The organism is Streptomyces fuscichromogenes (genome assembly GCF_014645815.1).
GTDB lineage: Bacteria > Actinomycetota > Actinomycetes > Streptomycetales > Streptomycetaceae > Streptomyces > Streptomyces fuscichromogenes.
The window spans coordinates 89458-112822 of record NZ_BMML01000021.1 but is presented as its reverse complement, the minus strand read 5'-3'; the positions used below and the strand labels follow the sequence as shown (position 1 = coordinate 112822).

Annotated in this window: 18 protein-coding genes; 11 read left to right on the top strand and 7 right to left on the bottom strand. The window is 71.6% G+C overall.

Annotation, left to right across the window (positions count from 1 at the left end; translation table 11 throughout):
• Entirely contained in the window at window positions 1-1617 is a 1617-nt protein-coding gene (locus IEZ11_RS35845; protein ID WP_189267150.1) for an N-acyl-D-amino-acid deacylase family protein, read from the top strand.
• 65 nt (window positions 1618-1682) lie between these two features.
• Here IEZ11_RS35845 and IEZ11_RS35840 read toward each other — a convergent pair whose 3' ends face one another.
• Window positions 1683-2510 carry a trypsin-like peptidase domain-containing protein gene (locus IEZ11_RS35840; RefSeq protein ID WP_189267149.1) on the bottom strand — a complete coding sequence of 276 codons (828 nt, stop codon included), beginning with the start codon at window positions 2508-2510 and terminating at the stop codon, window positions 1683-1685.
• A gap of 222 nt (window positions 2511-2732) precedes the next feature.
• Complete coding sequence (locus IEZ11_RS35835) at window positions 2733-3407, bottom strand: hypothetical protein (RefSeq protein WP_189267148.1); 675 nt, start codon at window positions 3405-3407, stop codon at window positions 2733-2735.
• 182 nt (window positions 3408-3589) lie between these two features.
• On the opposite strand from IEZ11_RS35835, the gene IEZ11_RS35830 reads away from it, so the two are divergent.
• From IEZ11_RS35830 to IEZ11_RS35805, 6 genes are all read left to right on the top strand, one after another.
• Window positions 3590-4801: a pyridoxal phosphate-dependent aminotransferase gene (locus IEZ11_RS35830; RefSeq protein ID WP_189267147.1), complete on the top strand. Its 1212-nt coding sequence runs from the start codon at window positions 3590-3592 to the stop codon at window positions 4799-4801.
• 94 nt (window positions 4802-4895) lie between these two features.
• Window positions 4896-5309 carry an SCO4983 family protein gene (locus tag IEZ11_RS35825; protein WP_189267146.1) on the top strand — a complete coding sequence of 138 codons (414 nt, stop codon included), beginning with the start codon at window positions 4896-4898 and terminating at the stop codon, window positions 5307-5309.
• A 238-nt stretch (window positions 5310-5547) separates the two neighbouring features.
• The gene (locus IEZ11_RS35820; RefSeq protein WP_189267145.1) at window positions 5548-6636 is read left to right on the top strand and encodes a substrate-binding domain-containing protein; all 1089 of its coding nucleotides are present in this window, start codon (window positions 5548-5550) and stop codon (window positions 6634-6636) included.
• Window positions 6637-6669: 33 nt separating this feature from the next.
• Window positions 6670-7866, top strand: a complete 1197-nt coding sequence (locus IEZ11_RS35815) for a toxic anion resistance protein (RefSeq protein WP_229713570.1) — start codon at window positions 6670-6672, stop codon at window positions 7864-7866.
• Complete coding sequence (locus IEZ11_RS35810; protein ID WP_189267143.1) at window positions 7863-9395, top strand: substrate-binding and vWA domain-containing protein; 1533 nt, start codon at window positions 7863-7865, stop codon at window positions 9393-9395. The genes IEZ11_RS35815 and IEZ11_RS35810 overlap by 4 nt, the downstream gene beginning before the upstream one ends.
• The gene (locus IEZ11_RS35805; RefSeq protein WP_189267142.1) at window positions 9382-9984 is read left to right on the top strand and encodes a hypothetical protein; all 603 of its coding nucleotides are present in this window, start codon (window positions 9382-9384) and stop codon (window positions 9982-9984) included. Before IEZ11_RS35810 ends, IEZ11_RS35805 begins: the two co-directional genes overlap by 14 nt.
• Window positions 9985-10116: 132 nt before the next feature.
• Here the strand turns inward: IEZ11_RS35805 and IEZ11_RS35800 are convergent, their stop codons facing one another.
• Together IEZ11_RS35800 and IEZ11_RS35795 are read right to left on the bottom strand one after the other, a co-directional pair.
• Window positions 10117-12081 carry a DUF11 domain-containing protein gene (locus tag IEZ11_RS35800; RefSeq protein ID WP_229713563.1) on the bottom strand — a complete coding sequence of 655 codons (1965 nt, stop codon included), beginning with the start codon at window positions 12079-12081 and terminating at the stop codon, window positions 10117-10119.
• A 348-nt stretch (window positions 12082-12429) separates the two neighbouring features.
• On the bottom strand, window positions 12430-14253 hold the full coding sequence (locus IEZ11_RS35795; protein ID WP_189267140.1) for a phosphoenolpyruvate carboxykinase (GTP): 1824 nt from the start codon (window positions 14251-14253) through the stop codon (window positions 12430-12432).
• A 353-nt stretch (window positions 14254-14606) separates the two neighbouring features.
• Here IEZ11_RS35795 and trhA point away from each other — a divergent pair, with 353 nt between their 5' ends.
• From trhA to IEZ11_RS35775, 4 genes are all read left to right on the top strand, one after another.
• Window positions 14607-15323 (top strand): PAQR family membrane homeostasis protein TrhA, encoded by a 717-nt coding sequence (trhA, locus tag IEZ11_RS35790; RefSeq protein ID WP_189267139.1) that lies wholly within the window; start codon window positions 14607-14609, stop codon window positions 15321-15323.
• A 126-nt stretch (window positions 15324-15449) separates the two neighbouring features.
• The gene (locus tag IEZ11_RS35785) at window positions 15450-17018 is read left to right on the top strand and encodes an MFS transporter (RefSeq protein ID WP_189267138.1); all 1569 of its coding nucleotides are present in this window, start codon (window positions 15450-15452) and stop codon (window positions 17016-17018) included.
• A complete protein-coding gene (locus IEZ11_RS35780; protein WP_189267137.1) occupies window positions 17015-17656 on the top strand; it encodes a TetR/AcrR family transcriptional regulator in 642 nt (213 codons plus the stop codon). Before IEZ11_RS35785 ends, IEZ11_RS35780 begins: the two co-directional genes overlap by 4 nt.
• Window positions 17657-17689: 33 nt before the next feature.
• The gene (locus IEZ11_RS35775) at window positions 17690-18412 is read left to right on the top strand and encodes a Mut7-C RNAse domain-containing protein (protein WP_189267136.1); all 723 of its coding nucleotides are present in this window, start codon (window positions 17690-17692) and stop codon (window positions 18410-18412) included.
• A gap of 31 nt (window positions 18413-18443) precedes the next feature.
• Here the strand turns inward: IEZ11_RS35775 and IEZ11_RS35770 are convergent, their stop codons facing one another.
• From IEZ11_RS35770 to IEZ11_RS35760, 3 genes are all read right to left on the bottom strand, one after another.
• Window positions 18444-19787, bottom strand: a complete 1344-nt coding sequence (locus IEZ11_RS35770; protein ID WP_189267135.1) for a UDP-glucose dehydrogenase family protein — start codon at window positions 19785-19787, stop codon at window positions 18444-18446.
• Window positions 19788-19906: 119 nt separating this feature from the next.
• Complete coding sequence (locus IEZ11_RS35765) at window positions 19907-21118, bottom strand: right-handed parallel beta-helix repeat-containing protein (RefSeq protein ID WP_229713562.1); 1212 nt, start codon at window positions 21116-21118, stop codon at window positions 19907-19909.
• A gap of 209 nt (window positions 21119-21327) precedes the next feature.
• Complete coding sequence (locus IEZ11_RS35760; protein WP_189267133.1) at window positions 21328-23361, bottom strand: right-handed parallel beta-helix repeat-containing protein; 2034 nt, start codon at window positions 23359-23361, stop codon at window positions 21328-21330.
• Window positions 23362-23365: the final 4 nt, after the last annotated feature.

Genomic DNA, 23365 nt, shown 5'->3' with positions numbered 1-23365 from the left:
GTGGAGGATCTGGTCATCCGGGACGCCGACGTCGTGGACGGCAGCGGCGCGCCCTCCTACCGCGCGGACGTGGTCGTCGACGGCGGCCGGATCGTGTCGATCGTGAAGGAGGCAGCGGCGGCGGGCTGCCAGCGTCCGCGTGCGGTGCGCGAGCTGGACGCGGAGGGCCTGGTCCTCTCCCCCGGCTTCATCGACATGCACGCCCACAGCGATCTGGCCCTGCTGCGCGACCCCGACCACAGCGCCAAGGCCGCGCAGGGGGTGACCCTGGAGGTGCTGGGCCAGGACGGGCTGTCGTACGCCCCGGTCGACGACCGCACGCTGGCTGAGGTCCGCCGGGCGATCGCCGGCTGGAACGGCGCGGGCGACGACATCGACTTCGACTGGCGGTCGGTCGGCGAGTACCTGGACCGCCTCGACCGCGGCATCGCCGTCAACGCGGCCTATCTCGTCCCCCAGGGCACGGTCCGCGCGCTCGCGGTCGGCTGGGAGGACCGCGAGGCGACCCCCGCCGAACTGGACCACATGCGCCGGCTGGTGGCCGAGGGCATGGCACAGGGCGCGGTCGGCCTGTCCTCCGGGCTCACCTACACCCCCGGCATGTACGCGCCGGACGCCGAACTGACCGAGCTGTGCCGGGTGGTGGCGGAGTACGGCGGCTACTACTGCCCGCACCACCGCTCCTACGGCGCGGGCGCCCTGGAGGCGTACGCGGAGATGGTGGCCCTCGCCCGGGAGGCGGGCTGCCCGCTCCACCTCGCCCACGCCACCATGAACTTCGGCGTGAACGAGGGCCGGGCGCCCGAGCTGCTGTCGCTGCTGGACGAGGCGCTGGCCGCCGGCGCGGACATCACGCTCGACACCTACCCCTACACCCCCGGCAGCACGACCCTCGCGGCGATCCTGCCGAGCTGGGCGAACGAGGGCGGCCCGGCGGCGGCCCTGGCCCGGCTGGCGGACGACGGGACGGCCGAGCGCGTGCGCCACCAGCTGGAGTCCGTCGGCTCCGACGGCTGCCACGGCGTGCCCGTCGAGTGGGACACGATCGAGATCTCGGGCGTGGCCGACCCGGCCCTGGCGGACCTCGTCGGCCGTACGGTCCGGGAGTCGGCGGACGCCCGCGGGGAGTCCCCCTGGACGACGGCCCGCCGCCTCCTGCTCGCCGACCGGCTGGCCACCACGATCCTCCAGCACGTGGGCCACGAGGAGAACGTCCGGACGATCATGCGGCACGCCGTCCACACGGGCGGCTCGGACGGCATCCTCCAGGGCACGAAGCCCCACCCCCGCGCCTACGGCACCTTCCCGCACTACCTCGGCCACTACGTACGGGAGCTGGGCGTCCTCTCGCTGGAGGAGTGCGTCGCCCATCTCACCGCCCGCCCCGCGGCCCGGCTGCGCCTGCCGGACCGCGGCCTGGTGCGCGAGGGCTACCGGGCCGACCTCGTCCTCTTCGACCCGGAGACGGTGGCGGCGGGCTCGACGTTCGAACGCCCGCGCACCCTCCCGACGGGCATCCCGCACGTCCTGATCGACGGCCGGTTCGTGATCGAGGACGGCCGAAGAACCCTCGAACTGGCCGGACGTGCCGTCCGACGCGCACCCCGATGCTCTTAGGGGCGCGGGGAACCGCACGACCGGCCCCCACTCACCCGCACCCGAAAACCGACCACCAGCACCCCCTACGGCTTGGGCAGGGCGCAGCCACTCGCACTCAGGCTCAGCACGTTCCCCGTCGTGAAGCACGCCGGAATCAGGTAGGTCTCCTCGGCGTAGTTGATCCCCTGCCGGACCGTCACGGTCCCGTTCTCGTCCACCTCGCACGGGTTGTCGACGGTGCACCGCTCGCCGTCCTCGTTGCCCGTGTTGTTGACGGCGACGACCTGGCCCGTGGTGGTGTCGATGACCGGCGACCCCGACGTTCCCCCGATCGTGTTGCACGCGGAGGTGTAGCGGACCGAGTCCTTCCAGGTCCAGTCGCCCTCCTTCAGCCGGTACACGAACCCGTCGATGTTGCAGCTGTAGATCGTCTTCCAGTAGCCGGAGACGACCTTGATGGCGGTGCCGGCGACGGGGTGGGTGGCGCTGACGGTCAGCGGGCTGATGCCGTAGGAGCTCTTGATCGCCGCGTACGTCGTGGTGGTGCGGTAGATCGTGATGTCCGTGTCGGTCATCGTCGAGTAGACGACCTGGTTGGCGCGGAGCGTGGCGACCTTCGTGCCGGCGGAGTTCAGCAGGCCGAAGGTACGGCTGGAGGACTGGCCGGTGATGACCTCGCCGGGGTCCGGGAAGCCGGTCTCCAGGCAGTGGCCGTTGGTGAGGACCAGGGCGGGGTCGCTGTCCGCGGAGTTCGGGAAGCGGATGACCGAGCCGGAGCAGTTGCTGAGCGAGACGGTGCCCGCGAAGTCGACGGTCACCGCCGCGGCCTGTCGGGGCGCGGCGACCGCCGGTGCCACACCCATCCCGGTGATGGCCAGGGAGGCGAGCGCGGCGACGAGAGGCTTGTTCATGTGGGGGTCCCCTCTGTACGACGAGGTGACCGGAGATCTTCCGGTCACCTGTTTTTGTCATGCACATTCTCATCACAAGCGCACGCGTGGGCAAGGAGCTGTTTCCGGTCGGTGTGATGGCGCGATCCCGCGCCGGTGGAGTGCCGCGCACGCCGGCGCGCCGCCCGCACACCTCGCGCCCCGACGGGCCGTGCCGCCGATGGGACCCGCTAGTGGGACCCGCTAGTGGGACCCGCCGCCGCCACCTCTTCCGTGCCCCCACCCGTGCCCCCCGCCCGTGGGAGTCGGCGTCGGCGTCGGTGTCGTACCGGCGGTGGCGGTGGCAGTGGCGGTCGGCGATGGTGTCGGGCCGGTCGCGCGGGTCTCGGTGACACTCGGGGAGGCGCCGGGCAAGGCGCTCGCCGACGCGCCGGTCCCGGCCGACGGCGATGTCGTCGCCGGTGCGGCCGGGGCGGCCGACTCGGGCGAGGCGGTGACGGACGCGGCGCCCGCACTCCGCTCCGGCGCCGCCGCGGCCGACGACTCGCCGGCCGTGCGCTTCGTGCGGTCCTGGCCGCCCTGCGCGCCGCCGCCCGGAGAGGAGGCGAAGGGCAGGCCGGTGATCAGCGCGAGCGCGGAGGCGGCACCCACCGCCCCCACCGCGGCCACCACGTACGTGCCACGCCGGCCGCGCGCACCACGGGCCGCCCGCCGCCGGTCCGCCCGCCCCGCCACCGGCACGGACGCGGCCACCGGTGCGCCGGGCGCGATCCGGGGCAGTTCACGCGTCTCGTCGTACGCGTTGAGCCAGCCGTGCGCGGTCGCCGGATCCCGGTACTCCTCGTACGCGGGGGCCGGCGCGCCCTCGGGTCGGTAGACGCTGGGCGCCCCGGTCTCGTCCTCGGCAGGTCTCGGCATGGACGCGGATTGTAGGGAGCGGAGGCACCTTTGAGACAGCTACCGGCGATAACAGGCCAAATCACCGACCCCGGGCCCGACCTCACCCCGACCCCGGTTCCGCCCCCGGGTGTCCCCCACATGTGTCTCACGTGGCGGAAAACACCGTCCGGCGGGCATTACCGCCCCGTAAGCTCACCGTCATGCAGGTGATCCAGTCGACCAAGCTCGCCAATGTCTGTTACGAGATCCGGGGGCCGGTTCTCGAAGAGGCGATGCGGCTCGAGGCCGCGGGGCACCGCATCCTCAAGCTCAACACCGGCAACCCGGCCGCCTTCGGCTTCGAGTGCCCGCCGGAGATCCTGGAGGACATCCTCCGCAACGTCTCCACGGCACACGGCTACGGCGACGCGAAGGGCCTGCTGGCCGCCCGGCGCGCGGTCGTCATGCACAACCAGACCATCGGCATCGAGACCGACGTCGAGCACGTCTTCATCGGCAACGGCGTCTCCGAGCTGATCGTGATGGCGATGCAGGGCCTCCTGGACGACGGGGACGAGGTCCTCGTACCCGCCCCGGACTACCCCCTGTGGACCGCGGCCGTCTCCCTGTCCGGCGGTACGGCCGTGCACTACCGCTGCGACGAGCAGTCGGACTGGATGCCCGACCTCGCCGACATCGAGCGCAAGGTCTCCGACCGCACCAAGGCGATCGTCATCATCAACCCGAACAACCCGACGGGCGCGGTGTACGACGAGGCGGTGCTGCGCGGGCTGACCGACATCGCCCGCCGCCACAACCTCCTGGTCTGCTCGGACGAGATCTACGACAAGATCCTGTACGACGGCGCCACGCACACGCCGACCGCCGCCGTCGCCCCGGACCTGCTCACGCTCACCTTCAACGGCATGTCCAAGGCGTACCGGGTGGCCGGCTACCGGGTCGGCTGGATGTCCGTCTCCGGGCCCCGGGCGCACGCCGACTCCTACATCGAGGGCCTGACAATCCTCGCGAACATGCGGCTGTGCGCGAACATGCCCGGCCAGCACGGTGTCGTGGCCGCGCTCAGCGGACGCCAGACGATCAACGACCTGGTGCTGCCGGGCGGGCGGCTGAAGGAGCAGGTGGATCTCGCCTACGACCTGCTCACCCAGATCCCGGGCGTGAGCTGTGTCCGCCCCAGGGGCGCGCTGTACCTCTTCCCGCGCCTCGACCCCCAGGTCTTCAAGATCAAGGACGACCGGCAGATGGTGCTGGACCTGCTGCGGCAGGAGAAGATCATGGTCGTCCAGGGCAGCGGCTTCAACTGGCCGGAGCCGGATCACTTCCGGGTGGTGACCCTGCCGACGGTCGGGGACCTGCGGGACGCGATCACCCGGATCGGCCGGTTCCTGGACGGGTACGGCCAGCCGTAGGCAGCCGGGTGCGGGGCCGTCCGTGAGCCCGGTCAACTTTAGACGGAATCCAAGCTAGGATGGTTTCCTGTCAGAGCACAGGAGGCCATCTCCCATGTACGAACCGATCCGCACCCCTGCTCCCCGCAAGGGTTCTGTCCACAGCACGATGGCCGGCACGCCTTCCGACTTCCCTCACCGGACGCGCGAGGAGGAGCTGGACATCCAGCTCGCGGGACATCTCGCGGCGCTGCTGGCCGTCACCGACGAGCTGCGCGCCCTCACCCCGTCCACCGACCTCGACGCGGCCGCGACCCGGCTGGCCGAGCAGGTGGCCCGACTGCGGGGCGGACGCACACCGGTCCGCGCGTCGCTGACGGCGGTCCAGAAGCCGACCGCGCTCCACGATCGCGCCCACGCGCTCGCCGGCCGCGCCCTGGTGGTCGCGGCGTCCCGCGCGGACACCGCGGCGGCCATCCTCGCGGCGGAACGCATGGACGCGCACGCCGCACTCACCACGGCGAGCTGACCCACCCCCGAACGGCCCCGGTCCGCGCGCTCCCGCAGCGACGCGCGGACCGGGTTGCCACATGCCGGTACGCGGGTGAAGACCCCTGCCTTCCGCCGTCACGGCGAGGCCGGGAACGCCCCCGTCCGAGGGCGCCCGGCGGAGCTCAGCGCTCCGGTTTCGTTCCGGGGCGCCCCCTTCACCCCCCGTTCACCCGTTCCACCCAGGACTGAGGGATTCCGGGAGCACTCTCCACCTCGTGAGACGTATCGCGGGAATCGTCCTCGCGGTGCTGCTGATCGGTGGCGTGGTGGCTGCCGTCGTCGCAGGCCGGCAGGGGGACGACAAGGGCACGGCAACGAAGACCGTGCGTGGTGTGATCGGTTCGGAGAAGTCGGACTTCTTCGCCGATCCCGATGTGGTGAAGGCCCTCGCCGCCAAGGGCTACACCGTGAAGACGGAGGCGTCGGGCTCCTGGGCCATGGACGGACTGGACCTGAAGGGCTATGACTTCGCCTTCCCGTCCAGCTCGGCGCCCGCCGACGCGCTGGCCGAGAAGTACCACGCCCGCCAGCCCCTCCCCCGGCCCTTCTACTCTCCCCTTGTCGTCGTGGCGCACCGCAGCGCCGCCCAGGTGCTGGCCGCAGGCGGCCTGGCCGTGCTCGACGGCAAGGGCAAGGGGACCCTGAAGATGGCCGCCTACCTGGACGCCGCCCGGCACGACCGGACCTGGCAGCAGCTCAAGGGGGCCGCGGCGCACGGGGAGTTGACCGGGACGCTGTACATCACCAGCACCGATCCGGAGACCTCCAATTCCGGCGCCCTCTACCTCGCCGCCGCCTCCTACGTCGCCAACGGCGGCCGGGTGGTCGCGAGTGACGCCGACGTCGCCCGGACCGCGCCGCTGCTGCGCAAGCTGGTCAGTGTGCAGGGAGCTCAACAGCCCAGCAGCGACTCGGTGTTCAGGGACTTCATCAGCGGCGCCGGCAACCCGCTGGTGTGCCTGTACGAGTCGCAGGTCGTGTCGCTGCTCGGCGAACAGAGCGGGCGGCACGGCACCGACAGCGACCTCGTGGTGCTCTACCCGGACACCACGGTCAACAGCGACCACACCATCGTGCCGCTCGACGACGCCGGCCGGGCACTCGGCGAACTCCTCAGCACCGACCCGACCCTGCGCGGGCTCGCCGTCAAGCACGGCTTCCGGCCCCAGGGCGACTCCGCGGAGTTCGTCAGGGCCACCGCCGACCGCGCCGCCTACCTCAACCAGACACTGACCGGCGTCCGGCAGGCGCCCGTGCCCACCTTCGCGGTGCTGCACGAGATGGCCCGCCGGGCGCGCGGCTGACGGGGGGATCCTGTGAGCAACTTCGACAAGACGGTGCCGGGCGGCGGTGCGCACCCGCCCACGCTCAGCGGTGAGGACGTCTTCACGCTGACCCCGCCGGAGGCGGTCGCGCCGGTGCCACGGGAGCGGGCCGGGGGCCTGGTGCCCGTCGACGACGGTGTCCGCACGGACATGGCGCGCAAGGCCTCCGACTACGTCCGGGATCTCGCCGCCCTGGACGCCCGGTCACCGGAGTTCGCGAGCAAGGTCGGCGAGATCACCGGCCTCGGCGCCGGCGAGATGCGCACCGCCGCCTCGCAGTCCAACCGCATGCTGGAGCGCGCGGTGCGCAGCCTGCCCGACAAGGGCGGTGACGCCCAGGCCAAGGTGGCCGGCTCGCTCGTCGAACTGCGCCGGGTCGTCGAGGACCTGGACCCGCGCGACCTGCCCGCGGGCAAGGGCCGCAAGTTCCTCTCCCGGCTGCCGGGCGGCAACAAGCTCCGCGACCACGTCGCCAAGTACGCCTCCGCGCAGGGCACGTTGAACAAGATCGTGGGGTCGCTGCGCGGCGGCCAGGACGAACTCCGGCGGGACAACGCGGCCTTGCAGACCGAGCGGGTACGGCTCTGGGAGACCATGGGCAAGCTCCAGGAGTACGTCGTCCTCACCCAGGCGCTGGACACCGCCGTCGAGCAGCACGCCGGCCGGCTCGCGGACCCCCAGGAGGCCGACGCGGTACGGGCGGACGTGCTCTTCCCGGTCCGGCAGAAGCACCAGGACCTGCTCACCCAGCTCGCGGTGTCCGCACAGGGCTACCTCGCGATGGATGTCGTACGGCGCAACAACGACGAGCTGATCAAGGGCGTCGAGCGCGCCGCCACCACCACCGTCTCCGCCCTGCGCATCTCGGTGATGCTGGCCTCCGCGCTCGACCATCAGAAGAAGGTGATCGAGCAGGTCAACGCGTTGCGCGGGACGACCGAGGACCTGATCCGGGGCAACGCCGAGATGCTCGCGACCCAGAGCGGGGAGATCCAGCGCATCGCCGCCGACCCGGCGGTGGGCGCCGAGACGCTGCGCGCCGCGTTCCAGCAGATCTACCGGACCCTCGACGCCATCGACACCTACAAGGTGCAGGCGACCGAGGCGATGGCGAACACCGTGCAGTCCCTCACCGACGAACTCCAGCAGGCGAGCGCCTACCTGGAGCGCAGCCGGGCGAAGGGCGCGCTGGAGGGCGGTCCGGCATGAACAGACGTCCGCTCCTCGCCCTCCTCGCCACGGCGGCCGTCGTCCTGACCGGCTGCACCTCCGAGGGCCACGGCGACGACGACTCCACGGCCCCGAAGGCGGGCACCCTGCGGGTCCTCGCCTCCTCCGAACTCAGCGACATGACGGCCGTCCTCGACCGGGTCCGCAAGGACACCGGGGTCACCGTCCGCCCCACCTACATGGGCACCCTGGACGCCATCGACCTGGTGGCCCGGGGGAAGGCGGACGGCAGGTACGACGCGCTCTGGCTGTCCTCCGACGACTACCTGCGGCTGCGCCCGGAGGCGGCGAAGAAGGTGGTCTCCGAGACGTCGATCATGTCCAGCCCGGTCGCGATCGGGGTGCGGACGGCCGCCGTCCGGTCGCTGGGCTGGAAGCCGGCCGACGTCACCTGGTCCCAGGTCGAGCAGGCCGTCGAGGCGGGCCGGCTGACGTACGGCATGACCGACCCGGCCCGCTCCAACTCGGGCTTCGCCACGCTGGTCTCGGTGGCCTCCGCGCTCTCCGGGGCCCAGTCGGCGCTCACCGACGCCGATGTCACCAAGGCGACTCCCCGGCTGAAGAAGTTCTTCAAGGGCCAGACCCTGACCTCCGGTTCCTCCGGCTGGCTGGCCTCGGCCTACCAGCGGCGCGGCAACGTGGACGCCCTGCTCAACTACGAGTCCGTGCTCCAGGGCATCCCCGGTCTCACCGTGATCCGCCCGAGCGACGGCGTGATCACCGCCGACTACCCGTTCTCCTCGCTGGCCTCCACCTCCGCCGCCACCCGCGAGGACGTCCGCAGGGTGACGGAGGACCTGCGCACCACAGCCGTGCAGAAGCTCATCACGGACACCACGCACCGCCGCCCGGTCGTGGCCTCCGTCGCCCCGGCGGCCGGTCTGGACACCAGCCGCCGCCGCGAACTGCCCTTCCCCGGCAGCCGGTCCGTGGCCGACGGGCTGATCTCGGCCTACGAGAACGACCTGCGCCGGCCCTCCCGCACGGTCTACGTCCTGGACACCTCGGGCTCGATGGAGGGCGACCGCCTCTCCCGCCTGAAGGCGGCCCTCACCGGCCTGACCAGCGACTTCCGCAACCGCGAGGAGGTCACCCTGATGCCGTTCGGCTCGGCCGTGAAGAGCGTCAGCACCCATGTGGTCGACGACAAGGCCGACCTCGACGCGATCCGCAAGGACACCGACGCCCTGCACGCCGACGGCGACACGGCCGTCTACACCTCACTGGAGAAGGCGTACGCCCAGCTGAAGCCCTCCCAGGAGACCTTCACGTCGATCGTGCTGATGACCGACGGTGAGAACACCACGGGCGCCAAGGTCGGCGACTTCGACGACTTCTACGACAAGCTCTCCGCCGACCGGCAGCAGATCCCGGTCTTCCCCATCCTCTTCGGCGACTCCTCCCGTGCCGAACTCCAGCACATCGCCGACCTGACCGGCGGCCGTCTCTTCGACGGCCGGCAGGGTTCCCTGGACGGCGCCTTCGAGGAGATCCGTGGCTACCAGTAAGGCCCTCGCCTACCTCGAGTCCCGCAAGAACCTCACCGGTTCGGCCGGCGGCCTGCTGGGCCTGGTCCTGACCTTCACCGGTGTTGCGGGCCCGTACTGGCCGGTAGTGGTGGCGGGCCTGTACGGCGCGGGCGCGCTGATCGCCCCGCCGGAACGCCCGCCGCTGCCGGAGTTCCCGACCCCGTCCGCCCAACTGGAGGAGGTACGGGCCGACTTCGGCCGGCTGGAGACCTACCTCGCGGAGGTCGGCCTGCCCGCCTCGACGGAAGCCCGGCTCGCCGAACTGACCGACCTGCTGACGGCGTTGCTGGACCCCGGCCGGCCCGCCGAACTCCTGGCCCAGGACCCGGAGGGCGTCCATGTCCTGTCGCGGACGGTACGGCAGGACATCCCGGAGGCGGTCGACAGCTTCGTCCGCACCCGGTGGTGGACGCGCCTGGCCCCCGGGCAGGAGCCGCCGGAACGGCACCTGGAGCGCCAGCTGGACCTCCTGAAGGAGGAGGCGGAGCGGCTGGCGGCCGGCCTCAGGGACGCCGAGGCCTGCCGCCAGGAGACGCACACCCGGTATCTGGAGGACCGGAACAACTGAGCGGGTCCTGTGCCCCCATAGGGGCGCGAGGCCCCGTCCGATGAGCGGCTCCGCCGCGTGGGCGCGACCAGCCACGACGGCGCCGCAGCCGAACGACCGCCCCATCCCGGCCCCCCCTTCCCCCGGGGAGACTCAGGGGCAGCTGATGCGGCTGTCGCCCGGGTCGGTGGTGCAGGTGTCGAAGCCGATGCCGCCGTTGGCCGTGTCGTTGCCGGAGACGCCGTCGGTGGTGACCACCCGGTCGTTGCCCGCGGAGCCGTTCACGGTGTCGTTGCCCGGCCCGCCGTAGAGGGTGTCGTTGCCGTTGCCTCCGTCGATGGTGTCGTTGCCGTAGTCGCCGTAGACGGTGTCGGTGCCGTCGACGCCGCGGAGGGTGTCGTTGCCGCTCAGGCCGCAGATCACGTCGGTGCCGCTGGTGCCGGTGAGGGTGTCGGTGCCACTGGTGCCGATGATCGTGCAGCCCCGGGAGTTGGTGGCGGTGCCGGTGGCCGTGGCGGTGTTGTTGCCGGTCGCCGGGTCGGTCTGGGCGGCCGTGACCGTGGCGGTGTTGCGGAGGGTGCCGCCGGCCCGGGGTTCGGCGACCACCGTGACCGTCGCGCTCGCGCCCGCGGCCAGGGTGTTCAGGGCGCAGGTGGCGCCGGTGGCGGTGGTGGTGCAGCTGCCCTGGGAGGGCGTGGCCGAGATCAGGGTCGCGCCCGCCCCGGAGAGGGTGTCGGTCAGGGTGACCCCGGTGGCGGTCGCGGTGGAGGCGGTCGCGTTGGTCACGCGGACGGTGTAGGTGGCGCGGTCGCCGAGGGTGACGGAGGCCGGGCCGCTCTTGGTGACCGAGAGGTCGGCGCTGGGCGGGGGCGGGGGTGTGCCGCCGCCGCCCAGGTAGCCGGCGAGTGCGAAGTCGTCGCCCGGTCCGCCCTGGCCGGCGGCGACGATCCTGCCGTCGGACCGGATCGCCACGCCGTGGGCGACGTCGGTGCCGCCGAAGCCCGTGGCCACCCGGCCGCCGGTGCCGAAGCCGCTGTCCAGGCCGCCGTTGGTGTTGTACCGCCAGACGTTGAACCCGCCGGTCCCGCTGCCGGCGACGACGATCCGTCCGTCGCTCTGCAGCTTCACGTCCTGGCCGGACCCGCCGGGGGTGACGGCCAGGCCGTTGCCGTCGAAGCTCGGGTCCAGGGTGCCGTCGGTGTTGTAGCGGGCCAGCGCGACCCCGCCGCCGCCCCCGCCGGCCGCGACGATCTTGCCGTCGGGCTGGACGGCGAGCGCCTCCGCGGTGTCGTAGTCGCCGAAGTCGGTGCGCTGGATGCCGCCGTTGCCGAACCCGGTGTCGAGGGTGCCGCCGGCGTTGTAGCGGACGAGCACGAAGTCGAAGCGGGTCTGTCCGACCTGGCCCGCGACCACGATCTTTCCGTCGGGCTGGAGGGCCAGGGCGCGCACGTCGCCGCCCTCCTGCGAGGAGGTGCCCAGGGCGGTGGTGACCATGCCGTCGCCGCTGAACCCGGTGTCCGGGCTGCCGTCGGGGTTGTAGCGGGCGACCGCGGCCTGGCCGCCGACATAGCCCGCGGCGACGATCTTGCCGTCGGGCTGCACCGCGACGTCCATGGCCTCTTCGGGGGTGCCGAAGTCGGTGAACACCCGGCCGTCACCGCCGCCGAAGCCGGTGTCCAGCGTGCCGTCCGTGTTGTAGCGGGCCACGGTGAACCAGCAGCAGTTCTCGTAGCCGCGCCAACTGCCGCCCGCCACCACGATCTTGCCGTCCGGCTGCAGCGCCACGGCGTGGGCCTCGCTCCACTGGAGGTCGCCGTCCGTGATCATGTTGTTGACGGGGGTGGTGACCTTGCCGTCGCCGCCGAAGCCCGGGTCCAGGGTGCCGTCGGGGTTGTGCCGGGTCAGCGCGAAGTCGCTCTCCGGCACCGAGTCGTCGGCGGAGGAGCCGACGGAGACGATCTTGCCGTCCGGCTGCACCGCCACGTCGTTCGCCGCGTCCGTGCCGCCGACGTCGGTGAGGACCGTGCCGCCGCTGCCGAATCCCGTGTCCAGATCGCCGGGGGCGGCGACCGCGGTGCCGGGCAGGGCCAGGACGAGCGCCAGGAGGGCGGCCGTCACGGCTCCGGCTCGGACCGTGAGCGATCGAACACCTGGTGTGATCGATCGAACATTAGGTGTGAACATGGGCGCCAGCGTTCCGGCACCGGTCCCCGGGTCGCCTCGCCACGAGCCGCCTTGCGCCCACCGGCCGCAGGAAATCAGCCCGTCGGGCGACCGGGACCCCACCCACACAGGCGAAGGCCTGCCGTCCCCGCCGCCGTCGGGGCGGACGGAGGCGGGTGACGGCAGGCCTGTGGCCGCACACGCCGTTGTGCGCGGCCTCGCCGGTTCACACCGCGGCCGGTCGTGACGATCGCTGGTCAGGGCACATCCCCCAACCGGCCGCGGAGTCTTTCGGAGGGGGGCCTATCCCAGCCGCTCCACCAGCGCCCGGTACTCGGCCCACAGCTCCTTCGGCGTGTGCTCGCCGAACGTGTCGAGGTGGCCGGGGACCAGCGCGGCCTCCTCCCGCCAGACCTCCTTGTCGACGGTCAGCAGGAAGTCGAGGTCGCTGTCGTCGAGGTCGAGCCCGTTGGTGTCGAGGGCGTCCCGGGTCGGCAGCACACCGATCGGCGTCTGCACACCGTCCGCCTTGCCGTCCAGCCGCTCCACGATCCACTTCAGGACCCGGGAGTTCTCGCCGAAGCCCGGCCAGACGAACTTGCCCTGGTCGTTCTTGCGGAACCAGTTGACGTAGTAGATCTTCGGCAGCTTCGCCTGGTCCTTGTCCTTGGCCACGTCGATCCAGTGGGCCATGTAGTCGCCCATGTTGTAGCCGCAGAACGGCAGCATCGCGAACGGGTCGCGGCGCAGTTCACCGACCTTGCCCTCGGCGGCGGCGGTCTTCTCGGAGGCCACGTTGGCGCCCAGGAAGACCCCGTGGTTCCAGTCGAAGGACTCGGTCACCAGCGGTACGGCGGTGGCGCGGCGGCCGCCGAAGAGGATCGCCGAGATCGGCACGCCCTTCGGGTCCTCCCACTCCGGCGCGATGATCGGGCACTGGGCGGCGGGCACGGTGAAGCGGGCGTTGGGGTGGGCGGCCGGGGTGTCGGACGCCGGCGTCCAGTCGTTGCCCTTCCAGTCCGTCAGGTGGGCCGGAGTCTCCTCCGTCATGCCCTCCCACCAGATGTCGTTGTCGTCGGTCAGCGCGACGTTGGTGAAGACGGCGTTGCCCCACAGGGTCTTCATCGCGTTGGCGTTGGTGTGCTCACCGGTGCCGGGCGCGACGCCGAAGAAACCGGCCTCGGGGTTGATCGCGTAGAGGCGGCCGTCCGCACCGAACCGCATCCAGGCGATGTCGTCGCCGATCGTCTCGACGCTCCAGCCGGAGACGGTGGGCTCCAGCATGGCGAGGTTCGTCTTGCCGCAGGCGCTCGGGAAGGCCGCGGCGACGTACTTCGACTCGCCCTGCGGCGGGGTGAGCTTGAGGATCAGCATGTGCTCGGCGAGCCAGCCCTCGTCGCGCGCCATGACGGACGCGATGCGCAGGGCGTAGCACTTCTTGCCGAGCAGGGCGTTGCCGCCGTAGCCGGAACCGTAGGACCAGATCTCGCGCGACTCGGGGAAGTGCGAGATGTACTTGGTCTGGTTGCACGGCCAGGGGACGTCGGCCTCGCCCGCCGCGAGCGGGGCGCCGAGGGTGTGCACGGCCTTCACGAAGAAGCCCTGGTCACCGAGTTCGTCGAGGACGTCCTGACCCATGCGCGTCATCGTGCGCATGGAGGCGGCGACGTACGCGGAGTCCGTGATCTCCACGCCGAGCGCGGACAGCGGCGAGCCGAGGGGGCCCATGCAGAACGGGACGACGTACATCGTCCGGCCCTTCATCGAGCCGCGGAACAGGCCTTTCCCGCCCGCGAAGATCTCCCGCATCTCGGCGGGGGCCTTCCAGTGGTTGGTCGGGCCGGCGTCCTGCTCGCGCTCGGAGCAGATGAACGTACGGTCCTCGACCCGGGCGACGTCGGTCGGGTCGGAGGCGGCGTAGTAGGAGTGGGGGCGCTTGATGGGGTCGAGCTTCTTGAAGGTGCCCTTCGCCACGAGCTCCTCGCACAGGCGCTCGTACTCGGCCTCGGATCCGTCACACCAGACCACGCTGTCCGGTTGCGTCAGTTCGGCGATCTCGTTGACCCACGAGATCAGTTCCTGATGGTGGGTGGGGATGACGGTGGGAGCCGCGTTGTCGCGCGCCACGATTGCTCCTAAATGAGGGATTTTTTGATCTTGTGGCCCTGATTCAGGCCTTGTTGCCCCGTGGGGGCCGCGACCCGGATGCTTCGTAGCCGCTCATCCGGTGCCGACCGCACTCATTTGATCCTCCGACTCGATCACCCATCTGTCCAGAGGGAGTCACAGATGAGCGACGTGAGGAAGGCCACGGTTTCTGCGCCCACCTGCGTTTCTTTGCGTCCACATTGAGTTCGCCTCAAGGTCTTTTTGCCACCCGCCGCGAGCGCGACCGGGGCTCGTGAGACGATGGCCACTCCGTGACGGTCATCGGGCGAGACTGATCCGTAACTTACGGTTCCGTAGGTACGATGCCCTTCATGACTGCGTCCGCCCCCGACGAGCCCACGGACCCGCCGGCCGCCGGCCACACCCCTGCCGCGCTCTCCGCCCTGTCGCAACAGGTCAAGCCCAAGCTGCGCGGCTGGCTGCACCTGGGCATGTTCCCGGCCGTACTCGTCGCGGGCCTGGTCCTGACCGCGCTCGCCGACTCACCGCGCGGCCGGATCGCCTGCGGGATCTTCGCCCTGACGGCATGTCTGCTGTTCGGCGTGAGCGCGCTCTACCACCGGGGCAACTGGACCCCGCGCATGGACGGCATCCTGCGCAGGCTCGACCACGCCAACATCTTCCTGATCATCGCGGGCACGTACACACCCCTGACCATGCTGCTGCTGCCCGGAGCGAAGGGGCAGTGGCTGCTGTGGGGCATCTGGGGCGCGGCGGCCGCGGGGATCGTGTTCCGGGTCTTCTGGGTCGGCGCACCGCGCTGGCTGTACACGCCCTGCTACATAGCGATGGGCTGGGCGGCGGTCTTCTTCCTGCCCGACTTCATGCGCACCGGCGGTATCGCGGTCCTGGTCCTGGTGATCGTCGGCGGTCTCCTCTACAGCGCCGGCGGCGTGATCTACGGCATCAAGCGACCGAACCCGTCACCGCGCTACTTCGGGTTCCACGAGGTGTTCCACTCCCTCACGCTGGCCGCGTTCGTCGTGCACTACGTGGGCATCTCCCTGGTGGCCTACCAGCACGCGTAGACCCGGCACCGCTCACCCGAGCGGCCACGGCTTCCGAGCCGTGGCCGCTTTTTTCATGCCCTCCAACATGTTACGACATCGCCTCGCTATTGACAGACACTAGATTTTGAGAGCTACTCTCATTTCATGGCTACTGTCACTCACCTCGATGAGACACACCAGAACCCCCGCCGCTGGTGGGCCCTGGGCGCCCTGGTCGCGAGCATGCTGGTGCTCGGCTTCGACACGACGATCCTCAACGTGGCGCTCCCGACCATGGCCGGGGAGCTCGGCGCCACCACCAGCCAGCAGCAGTGGATGGCGGACGCGTACGTCATCGTCTTCGCGTCGCTGATGCTGCCCGCGGGACTGCTCGGCGACCGCTTCGGCCGCCGCCGGATGCTCGTCGTCGGCCTGCTGATCTTCCTGGCCGGGTCCGCACTGGGCTCGCTGGCCGGCGACGTGAACTGGGTGATCGCCGCCCGCGCGGCCATGGGGGTCGGCGCGGCGCTGGTGATGCCGCTCGCGATGTCCGTGCTGCCCTCGCTGTTCGGGCCCGGCGAGCGCACCCGGGCCGTCGGTATCGTCTCGGCCGCCTCGGCGCTCGGCCTGCCGCTCGGCCCGATCATCGGCGGCTTCCTGCTGAACCACTTCTGGTGGGGCTCGGTCTTCCTGATCAACGTGCCGATGGCCGCCATCGGGGTCGCCGCCTGCGTCTTCCTGCTCCCCGAGACCAGCGACCCCGCCTCCCCCAAGGTCGACGTCCTGTCCACCGCGCTCACCGCGATCGGCCTCGGCTCCCTGGTCTACGCGATCATCGAGGCCCCCGACCGCGGCTGGGGCGACCCGCTGGTGCTGGCCCTGTTCACCGTCGCCGTCGTCCTCGTCACCGCCCTGGTGCTGCGCGAACGCCGGGCCCGCCGTCCCATGCTCGACATGGAGCTCCTCACCCACCGCGGCTTCCTGCTCAACACCCTCGCGGCGACGCTCGTGATGTTCGTGCTCTCCGGCCTGCTGTTCGTGCTGCCGCAGTACCTCCAGGCGGTCCTCGGCAACGACGCCTTCGGCACCGGCCTGCGCCTGCTGCCCATGATGGGCGGCCTGGTCATCGCCGCACGCACCGCCCAGCCGGTCGTCGCCCGCTTCGGCGCCCGCGCCGTGGTCGCCGCCGGCCTGGTCGTCCTCACCTTCGCCGCCCTGCTCGGCAGCCGTACCTCGGTGGGCGACGGCTACGGCTTCACCGCGCTGTGGCTGTCCATCGCCGGCCTCGGCTTCGGCTTCTCGGTGGTCCCCTCGATGGACGGCGCGCTCGGCGCCCTGCCCGCGGACCGGGCGGGCAGCGGATCCGGGCTGCTGATGACCACGCGCCAGGTCGGCGGCGCGATCGGCATCGCCCTGCTCGGCAGCCTGCTGGCCGGTGCCTTCCGCGACCGCCTGGACGTGACCGGCCTGCCCGCCCCGCTCGGCCACACCGCCGGTGAGTCGGTGGTCGCCGCCCACCTGGTCGCCGGGCAGACCGGCTCCGCCCACCTCGCCGCCTCCGCGAACGCCTCGTACGTGCACGGCATGGGCCTGGTCCTGATGGTCTGCGGGGTCGCCGCGCTCGCCACCGCCCTGCTGGCCGCCGCGCTGCTGCCCAACGCCCCCGTGGAGCGCCGTACCGAAGGGAACGAGTCCCCGGCCGTGGCCCCCGCCACCGCCGATGCCGGACAATGACCGGCATGACGGCACCGCACACCTCCTTCTCCCCCGCCGACAACCCCCGGCTCGGCCTGCGCGAACGCAAGAAGATCAAGACCCGCGAGGCGATCCGCACCGCGATGTACGCGCTGGTCACGGAGCAGGGGTACGACGCGACGACGATCGAGCAGATCGCCGAGCGGGCCGAGGTGTCGCCGTCGACGGTCTACCGGTACTTCCCGACCAAGGAGGACATCGTCCTCACGGACGAGTACGACCTGCTCATCCTGGAGGAGCTCCGGGCACGGCCCGCCGACGAGCCGTGGCCGGTCTCCCTCCGCCATGTGATGCACCGGGCGATCAGGCTGGGCGCGAAGGACGACCCCGTGGTCTCCCGGCTGCGCACCCGGCTGATGGTCGAGGTCCCGGCGGTGCGCTCACGGATGATGGAGAGCATGTCGAGCACCGGCCGCATGCTCCGCCGGGCCATCGGCGAGCGCACCGGCCGCGACCCGGACAGCCTGGAGGTACGGGTCTACGCGATGTCCATCGTCGGCGGACTGATGGAGACCTCGATGTACTGGGCGGAGCAGGAGCACGAGCCCGACTTCAACGCCCTCGTCGACCGCGCCCTGAACGTCATCGAGCACGGCCTGCCCCCGGAAAACCACTGAGGTCACGGCCCTCTCCCGTGCCATCCTGACCAGGTGAACACCGCCGAGATCCACGTCGAAGTCGCCCCCGAGCTGGCCCTGTTCGTCGCGCACGCCCGCCGCGTCGGCGTCCACCCGCTCGCCGTCGACGGCGTCTCGACACTGGGCCACGTGATCGAATCCCTGGGTGTCCCCCTCACCGAGGTGGGCGCCCTGGTCGTGGACGGCCGCGAGGTCCCCGTCGCCCACGTCCCGGCACAGGGCGAGCGGGTGACCGTACGCCCGGTCGCCCGCCCCCAGCGGGTGCCCGGCGCTCCGCTGCGCTTCCTCCTCGACGTCCACCTCGGCACCCTGGCCCGCCGGCTGCGCCTCCTCGGCGTGGACACGGCGTACGAGTCGACGGACATCGGCGACCCGGCCCTCGCGGCCCGCTCGGCGGCCGAGCGGCGCGTGCTGCTGAGCCGCGACCGGGGCCTGCTGCGCCGCCGTGAAATCTGGGCCGGCGCCTACGTCTACAGCACCGGACCCGACGAGCAGCTCCGCGACATCCTCGACCGGTTCGCCCCCGAGCTGCGCCCCTGGACCCGCTGCACGGCCTGCAACGGCCTGCTGCAGGAGGCCACCAAGGAGCAGGTGGCGGACCAGCTGAAGGGCGGGACCCAGAAGTCGTACGACGTCTTCGCGCGGTGCGCGGAGTGCGGTCGCGCGTACTGGAAGGGCGCGCACCACCAGCAGCTGGAGGCCATCGTGGCGCGCGCCCTCGCCGAGTTCGCCTGAACGGCCCGTCCGAACCGGCCCCGTTCCCGGGTCAGTTGCGGCCCAGCGCCCGGTACTCCCAGCCGGCCGCCCGCCACTGGGCGGGGTCGAGGGCGTGCCGGCCGTCCACGACCCGGCGCCGGTTCACCACGGCGCCCATCACCTCCGGGTCGATCTCCCGGAACTGCGTCCACTCGGTGAGCAGCACCACCACGTCGGCGCCCGTCGCGGCCTGCAACGCGTCCGTCCCGTAGGTCAGTTCGGGGTGGACGCGGCGGGCGTTGTCCATCGCCACCGGGTCGTAGACCGTCACCAGGGCGCCGGCCCGGTGCAGGGCGGCGGCGACGTCCAGCGCCGGGGCGTCCCGGATGTCGTCGGAGTCGGGCTTGAAGGCCGCCCCGAGCGCGGCCACCTTCGTCCCGGCCAGATCGCCGCCGACCAGCTCACGGACCAGGTCCACGGTGCGGGCCCGGCGGCGCTGGTTGATCGCGTCCACCTCGCGCAGGAAGGCGACCGCCTGGGCGACGTCCAGTTCCTCGGCACGGTGGATGAACGCCCTGATGTCCTTGGGCAGGCAGCCGCCGCCGAAGCCGAGACCCGGCCGCAGGAACCGGCCCCCGATCCGGTCGTCGTAGGCCAGCGCCTCCGCCAGCAGGTGCACGTCGGCGCCGGTGGCCTCGCAGACCTCCGCCATGGCGTTGATGTACGAGATCTTCGTGGCCAGGAACGAGTTGGCGGCGACCTTGACCAGTTCGGCGGTCGGCAGGTCGGCGACCACCACCGGGGTGCCCTGCGCGATGACGGGCGCGAACGCGGCGCGCAGCTGCTGCTCCGCCCACGCGGACTCGGTGCCGAACACCAGCCGGTCGGGGTGCAGGGTGTCGTCCACCGCGAAGCCCTCCCGCAGGAACTCCGGGTTCCAGGCCAGCTCCACGGCGTCCCCGGCCGGCGCGGTGTTCCGGACCAGCTCCGCGAGACGGGCCGCGGTACCCACCGGAACCGTCGACTTGCCGACCACCAGGGCCCGGCGGCGCAGATGCCGGGCCAGCTCGGTCACCGCGCCCTCCACGTGGCTGAGGTCAGCGGCATAGGAACCGGGCTGCTGCGGGGTGCCCACGCAGACGAAGTGGATGTCGCCGAACTCCGCGGCCTCCACGAGGCTGGTCGTGAAGTGCAGCCGGCCTGACTCCTGCGCCTTGACGAGGAGTTCGGGCAGCCCTGGCTCGAAGAACGGCACCTGCCCGGATCTCAGCAGCTCGATCTTGCCGGGATCGACGTCGACGCCGAGCACCTCGTAGCCGAGCGCCGCCATGCACACGGCGTGCGTGGCGCCCAGGTAGCCGGTGCCGATGACCGTGAGACGGGGAGCGGCGGTGCCGTCGAGAAGAGTGTCCATGATGCCTCCGAGGGGATTCCCGAGCGGAAGACGCGCATGCCGAAGAAGCGCGTGTGGGTGGGTGGAAGGAGCGGGAACTGCGGCCGCGTGGGGCCCGGGTGCGGCCGGGCCCCGCGGCGTCAGGAGGAGCAGGCGACGTTGGCGAGGCCCTTGGCCGCGTCGGTGGCCTTGTTGTCGCAGGTGACCTTGTTGTTCTCGGCGGGCGCGAAGTGGAAGCCGTAGCCGGGGCCGTCCACCTGGGCGGTGTTGCCCTGGAAGACGTTCCCGGTGCCCCAGCCGTCGAGGATCTGGTGGGTCTGGAAGCCGTCCTCACGGGAGTGGCGGCCGACGTTGCCCTTGATCAGCCAGTCGTTGCCCTTGATGTCGACCCAGGAGTCGTTGTGACCTCCGCTGAGGGCTGCGCCGTCGAAGGTGTTGCCGAGCAGGGAGCCCCCGGTGGTGCCCTCCTTGACGTCGACGGACTCGGCGGTGGTGTCGCTGACATGGTTGCCGCGGATCACGTTGTCGTCGCTCTTGTCCGGCTTGCAGTCGGTGACGGTGCACCAGTTGGACTCCGCGGACCCGACGTAGATGCCCTCGCCGAAGGTCTCCTTGCGCTTCCCCGTGGCGCGGACGGTGTTGTCCTGGACCACGTTCCCGGAGCTGAAGTCGCGCAGGTGGATGCCCTCGTCGCCGATGTTCTCGACGGTCAGGCCCTGGATGACGGTGCCCTGGACCGCGTCGGCCATGACCCCCTTCTGGCCGTTGCGGACGGTGAACCCGATCAGCCGCCAGTGGCTGGCGCCGTCGAGGTGGAAGGCGTAGCCGCCGTCGACGTCCCCCGCGTCGATCACCGCGCCGGGACCGCCGCACAGGAAGATCGGACGAGCCGCCGTACCGGGGGTGGCGGCGGTGAAACGGTCCGCGTAGACCCCGTCCCGCATCTGGATGACATCGCCGGGCCGGGCCTGGTCCAACGCCGTCTTCAGGGACTTGGCGTCGCCGACGGTGACGGTGGCGGCCGGGCACTTGACCGGCCCGGAGGCCACGACGGCGGCCGAGCCGGTCGCGGTGGCGGTGGCAGTGGGCGAGGCCGGGTCGCCGGAGGCGGTGGCACCGGGGTCGCCGGTGCCGTCCGCGCCGTCCGCGCCGTCCGTTCCGTTCGTTCCGTCCGTGTCGTCGGTCGGCTCGGCGACCGGGATGGTGGGACCGGCGGTGGGACCGGCGCCGTACACGACGGGCCGGCCGTCACCTGCGGAGACCCCCGCCACGATCAGCGCCACCACCGAGATCACCAGAGCGGCCGAGGCGATCCAGACCGGCGGCCCACCGGTGACCCACCCCCTGCGCAACCGCTCCACAACGGACTCACCCCCCGGACCACCACCCTCCGGTCCACGCCCACCCCCGGGCACGCTGCCACTCGGTACACCGCCGCCATCCGGGCCGCCACCAGTGCCTGGCACACTGCCGCCGCCCAGGCCACCGCCATCGCGGGGCGCGCCGTCGTCGTGGGGCGCGCCGGGGTCTTCGGCGGCCGGTGTCGTCGGGGTGTCGTCGCTCATTCGCTCATCACCGGCTCCCGTCGGCGGCCTGCCACGGCGATCTCGTCCGGCGGCGGAGCGGGCAGCGGGGCCTTGTCGGAGTACGGGTGGACGATGCCGGCGCCCCGCCCGCTCGCCCGGCGCCGGCGCCGGCCCATGGCGGCCGAGAACAGGATGAGCAGCAGGATGCCCGTCCACAGCAGGGTCATCGGGCTCGCGTAGTGCTTGACCTTGACCCAGAAGGAACTGGTGTCGTACCAGGCGAAGGTCTGGTTCTCCTTGATGGAGGCACCGCCGTGCGAGCGGCTGGAGTCCAGCGCGCTGGGGCCGACCCCGGCGATCACGTTGAACGAGACCGTGGTGCCGTCCACGCCCCCGACCAGGCTGACGCCGTGGTTGGTGGCGTCCTGGACGGTGTTGCCGCGTATCTCGGCGGCGGAATCGCGGACGTACACGCCGGTCTCCGGGCCGTCGATGATGTTGCCGGTGACCGTGGCGTCGCTGACGCCGTCCCGCACCGAGATGCCCTGCCGGTTCTGGCCGGTCAGGCGGTTGCCGGTGATGGACACCTTGTCCGCGGCCAGGCGGGCCACGATGCCCATGTCACCGCCCTCGATGCGGTTGTTCTGGACCCCGACGTCGAAACCGCCCAGCACCTCGACGCCGTACCGGCCGTTGTCCTTGGCCACGCTGTTGGCGACCGAGTTGGAGCCGTAGCTGTCGACGGCCTGCCCGGAGGCGGAGGGGCCGTCGGCGAGCGGCTTGCCGCTGAGCGTGTAGCCGTTGCCGCCGTTGCCCTCGGCGGTGGAGCCGCTGATCCGCACCTGCTGGGTGGCCCGGGAGAGGATGAAGCCGTCGCCGCCGTTGTCCTTCGCGACCGTGCGCTGCACGAGCGAGCTGGAGACGAACCGGTGCAGCACCACCCCGTCCTCCAGGCTGTCCGCCACGGTCGTGTCGCTGATCTCGATGCCGGTCGCGCTGGAGATGAAGATCCCGAACGCGTTGCCGGTGATGGTCGAGTGCGTGATCGACCCGGAGACGTAGGAGAGACCGGCGGTCGAGAAGCGGGCGTCGGGCGTGGTCAGCGCGCCCGAGGGCATGGCCATGACGTCACCGCTGCTGGTGCTCCGGTCGTCCTGTGCGTCGGCCCGCTCGCGCTCGCGCGCGGTCTTGCCGTGCACCTGCCCGGTGTCCTCCAGCGAACCGGTGTTCGGCCGGTCGGTGCCGGTGAGGCTGAGCCCGCCGGTGCGGCCGCTCCAGAAGCCCAGGTTCGAGAGTTTCGCGTGCGTCATCTCGAACTGCCCGCCGATGGTGCGGATGTAGGCGCGGCCGTCCCGGACGTCGGTGTCGGCCTTGTTGGCCTGCGGGTCCCAGCTGGTGACGGTCAGCGGGGCCTGCGCGGTGCCCTGGAGGGACAGTTCGCCGCCGAAGGAGACGATGGAGACGAAGCCGCTGCGGTTGCTGGCCATCCGCAGGGTGAGGCCGCCCGGGTTGGACAGCTTCAGCTTGGCGCCGACGTTGAGGTAGATGTTCTCGGTCAGCACATACGAGCCGTCCTTGCGCCGCACGAAGGTCTGCGGGGCGAGTCGCAGCAGGTCGGCCACCGTGTAGGCGGCTCTGCGCTCGGTGAGGACCAGGGTGTACCCGTTGTCGGTGTCCAGCCGGTACGGCACGGTCCACTTGGTGCTCTGCAAGGGCGCCACCGAGGTGAAGGCCCGTACCTGGTTGAGCCGGTGGTCCTCGTCGGCGACCAGCGCGGCCTGGGTCTCGGCGTCCTGGCCGGCCAGTTTCTGCTTCCTGTCGCCGTCCCCGTCGGCGTGGGCCGTGGCCGAGGCGCCCAGCAGCAGCGTCGCCGCCACCGCGAAGGCGCCGAGCACGGCCGCCGCTCCGGCACCGGCCCGGCGCAGCCGGGTGCCGGCGCCGGGTCTTCTCTTCGTGGCCAGATCAGTCAGGGGATCCGTGAGGGGATCCGTGAGGGGATCCGTGAGGGGATCCGTGAGGGGATCCGTGAGGGGATCCGTGAGGGGATCCGTCGTGCGGGGGGTTGCCATGGCG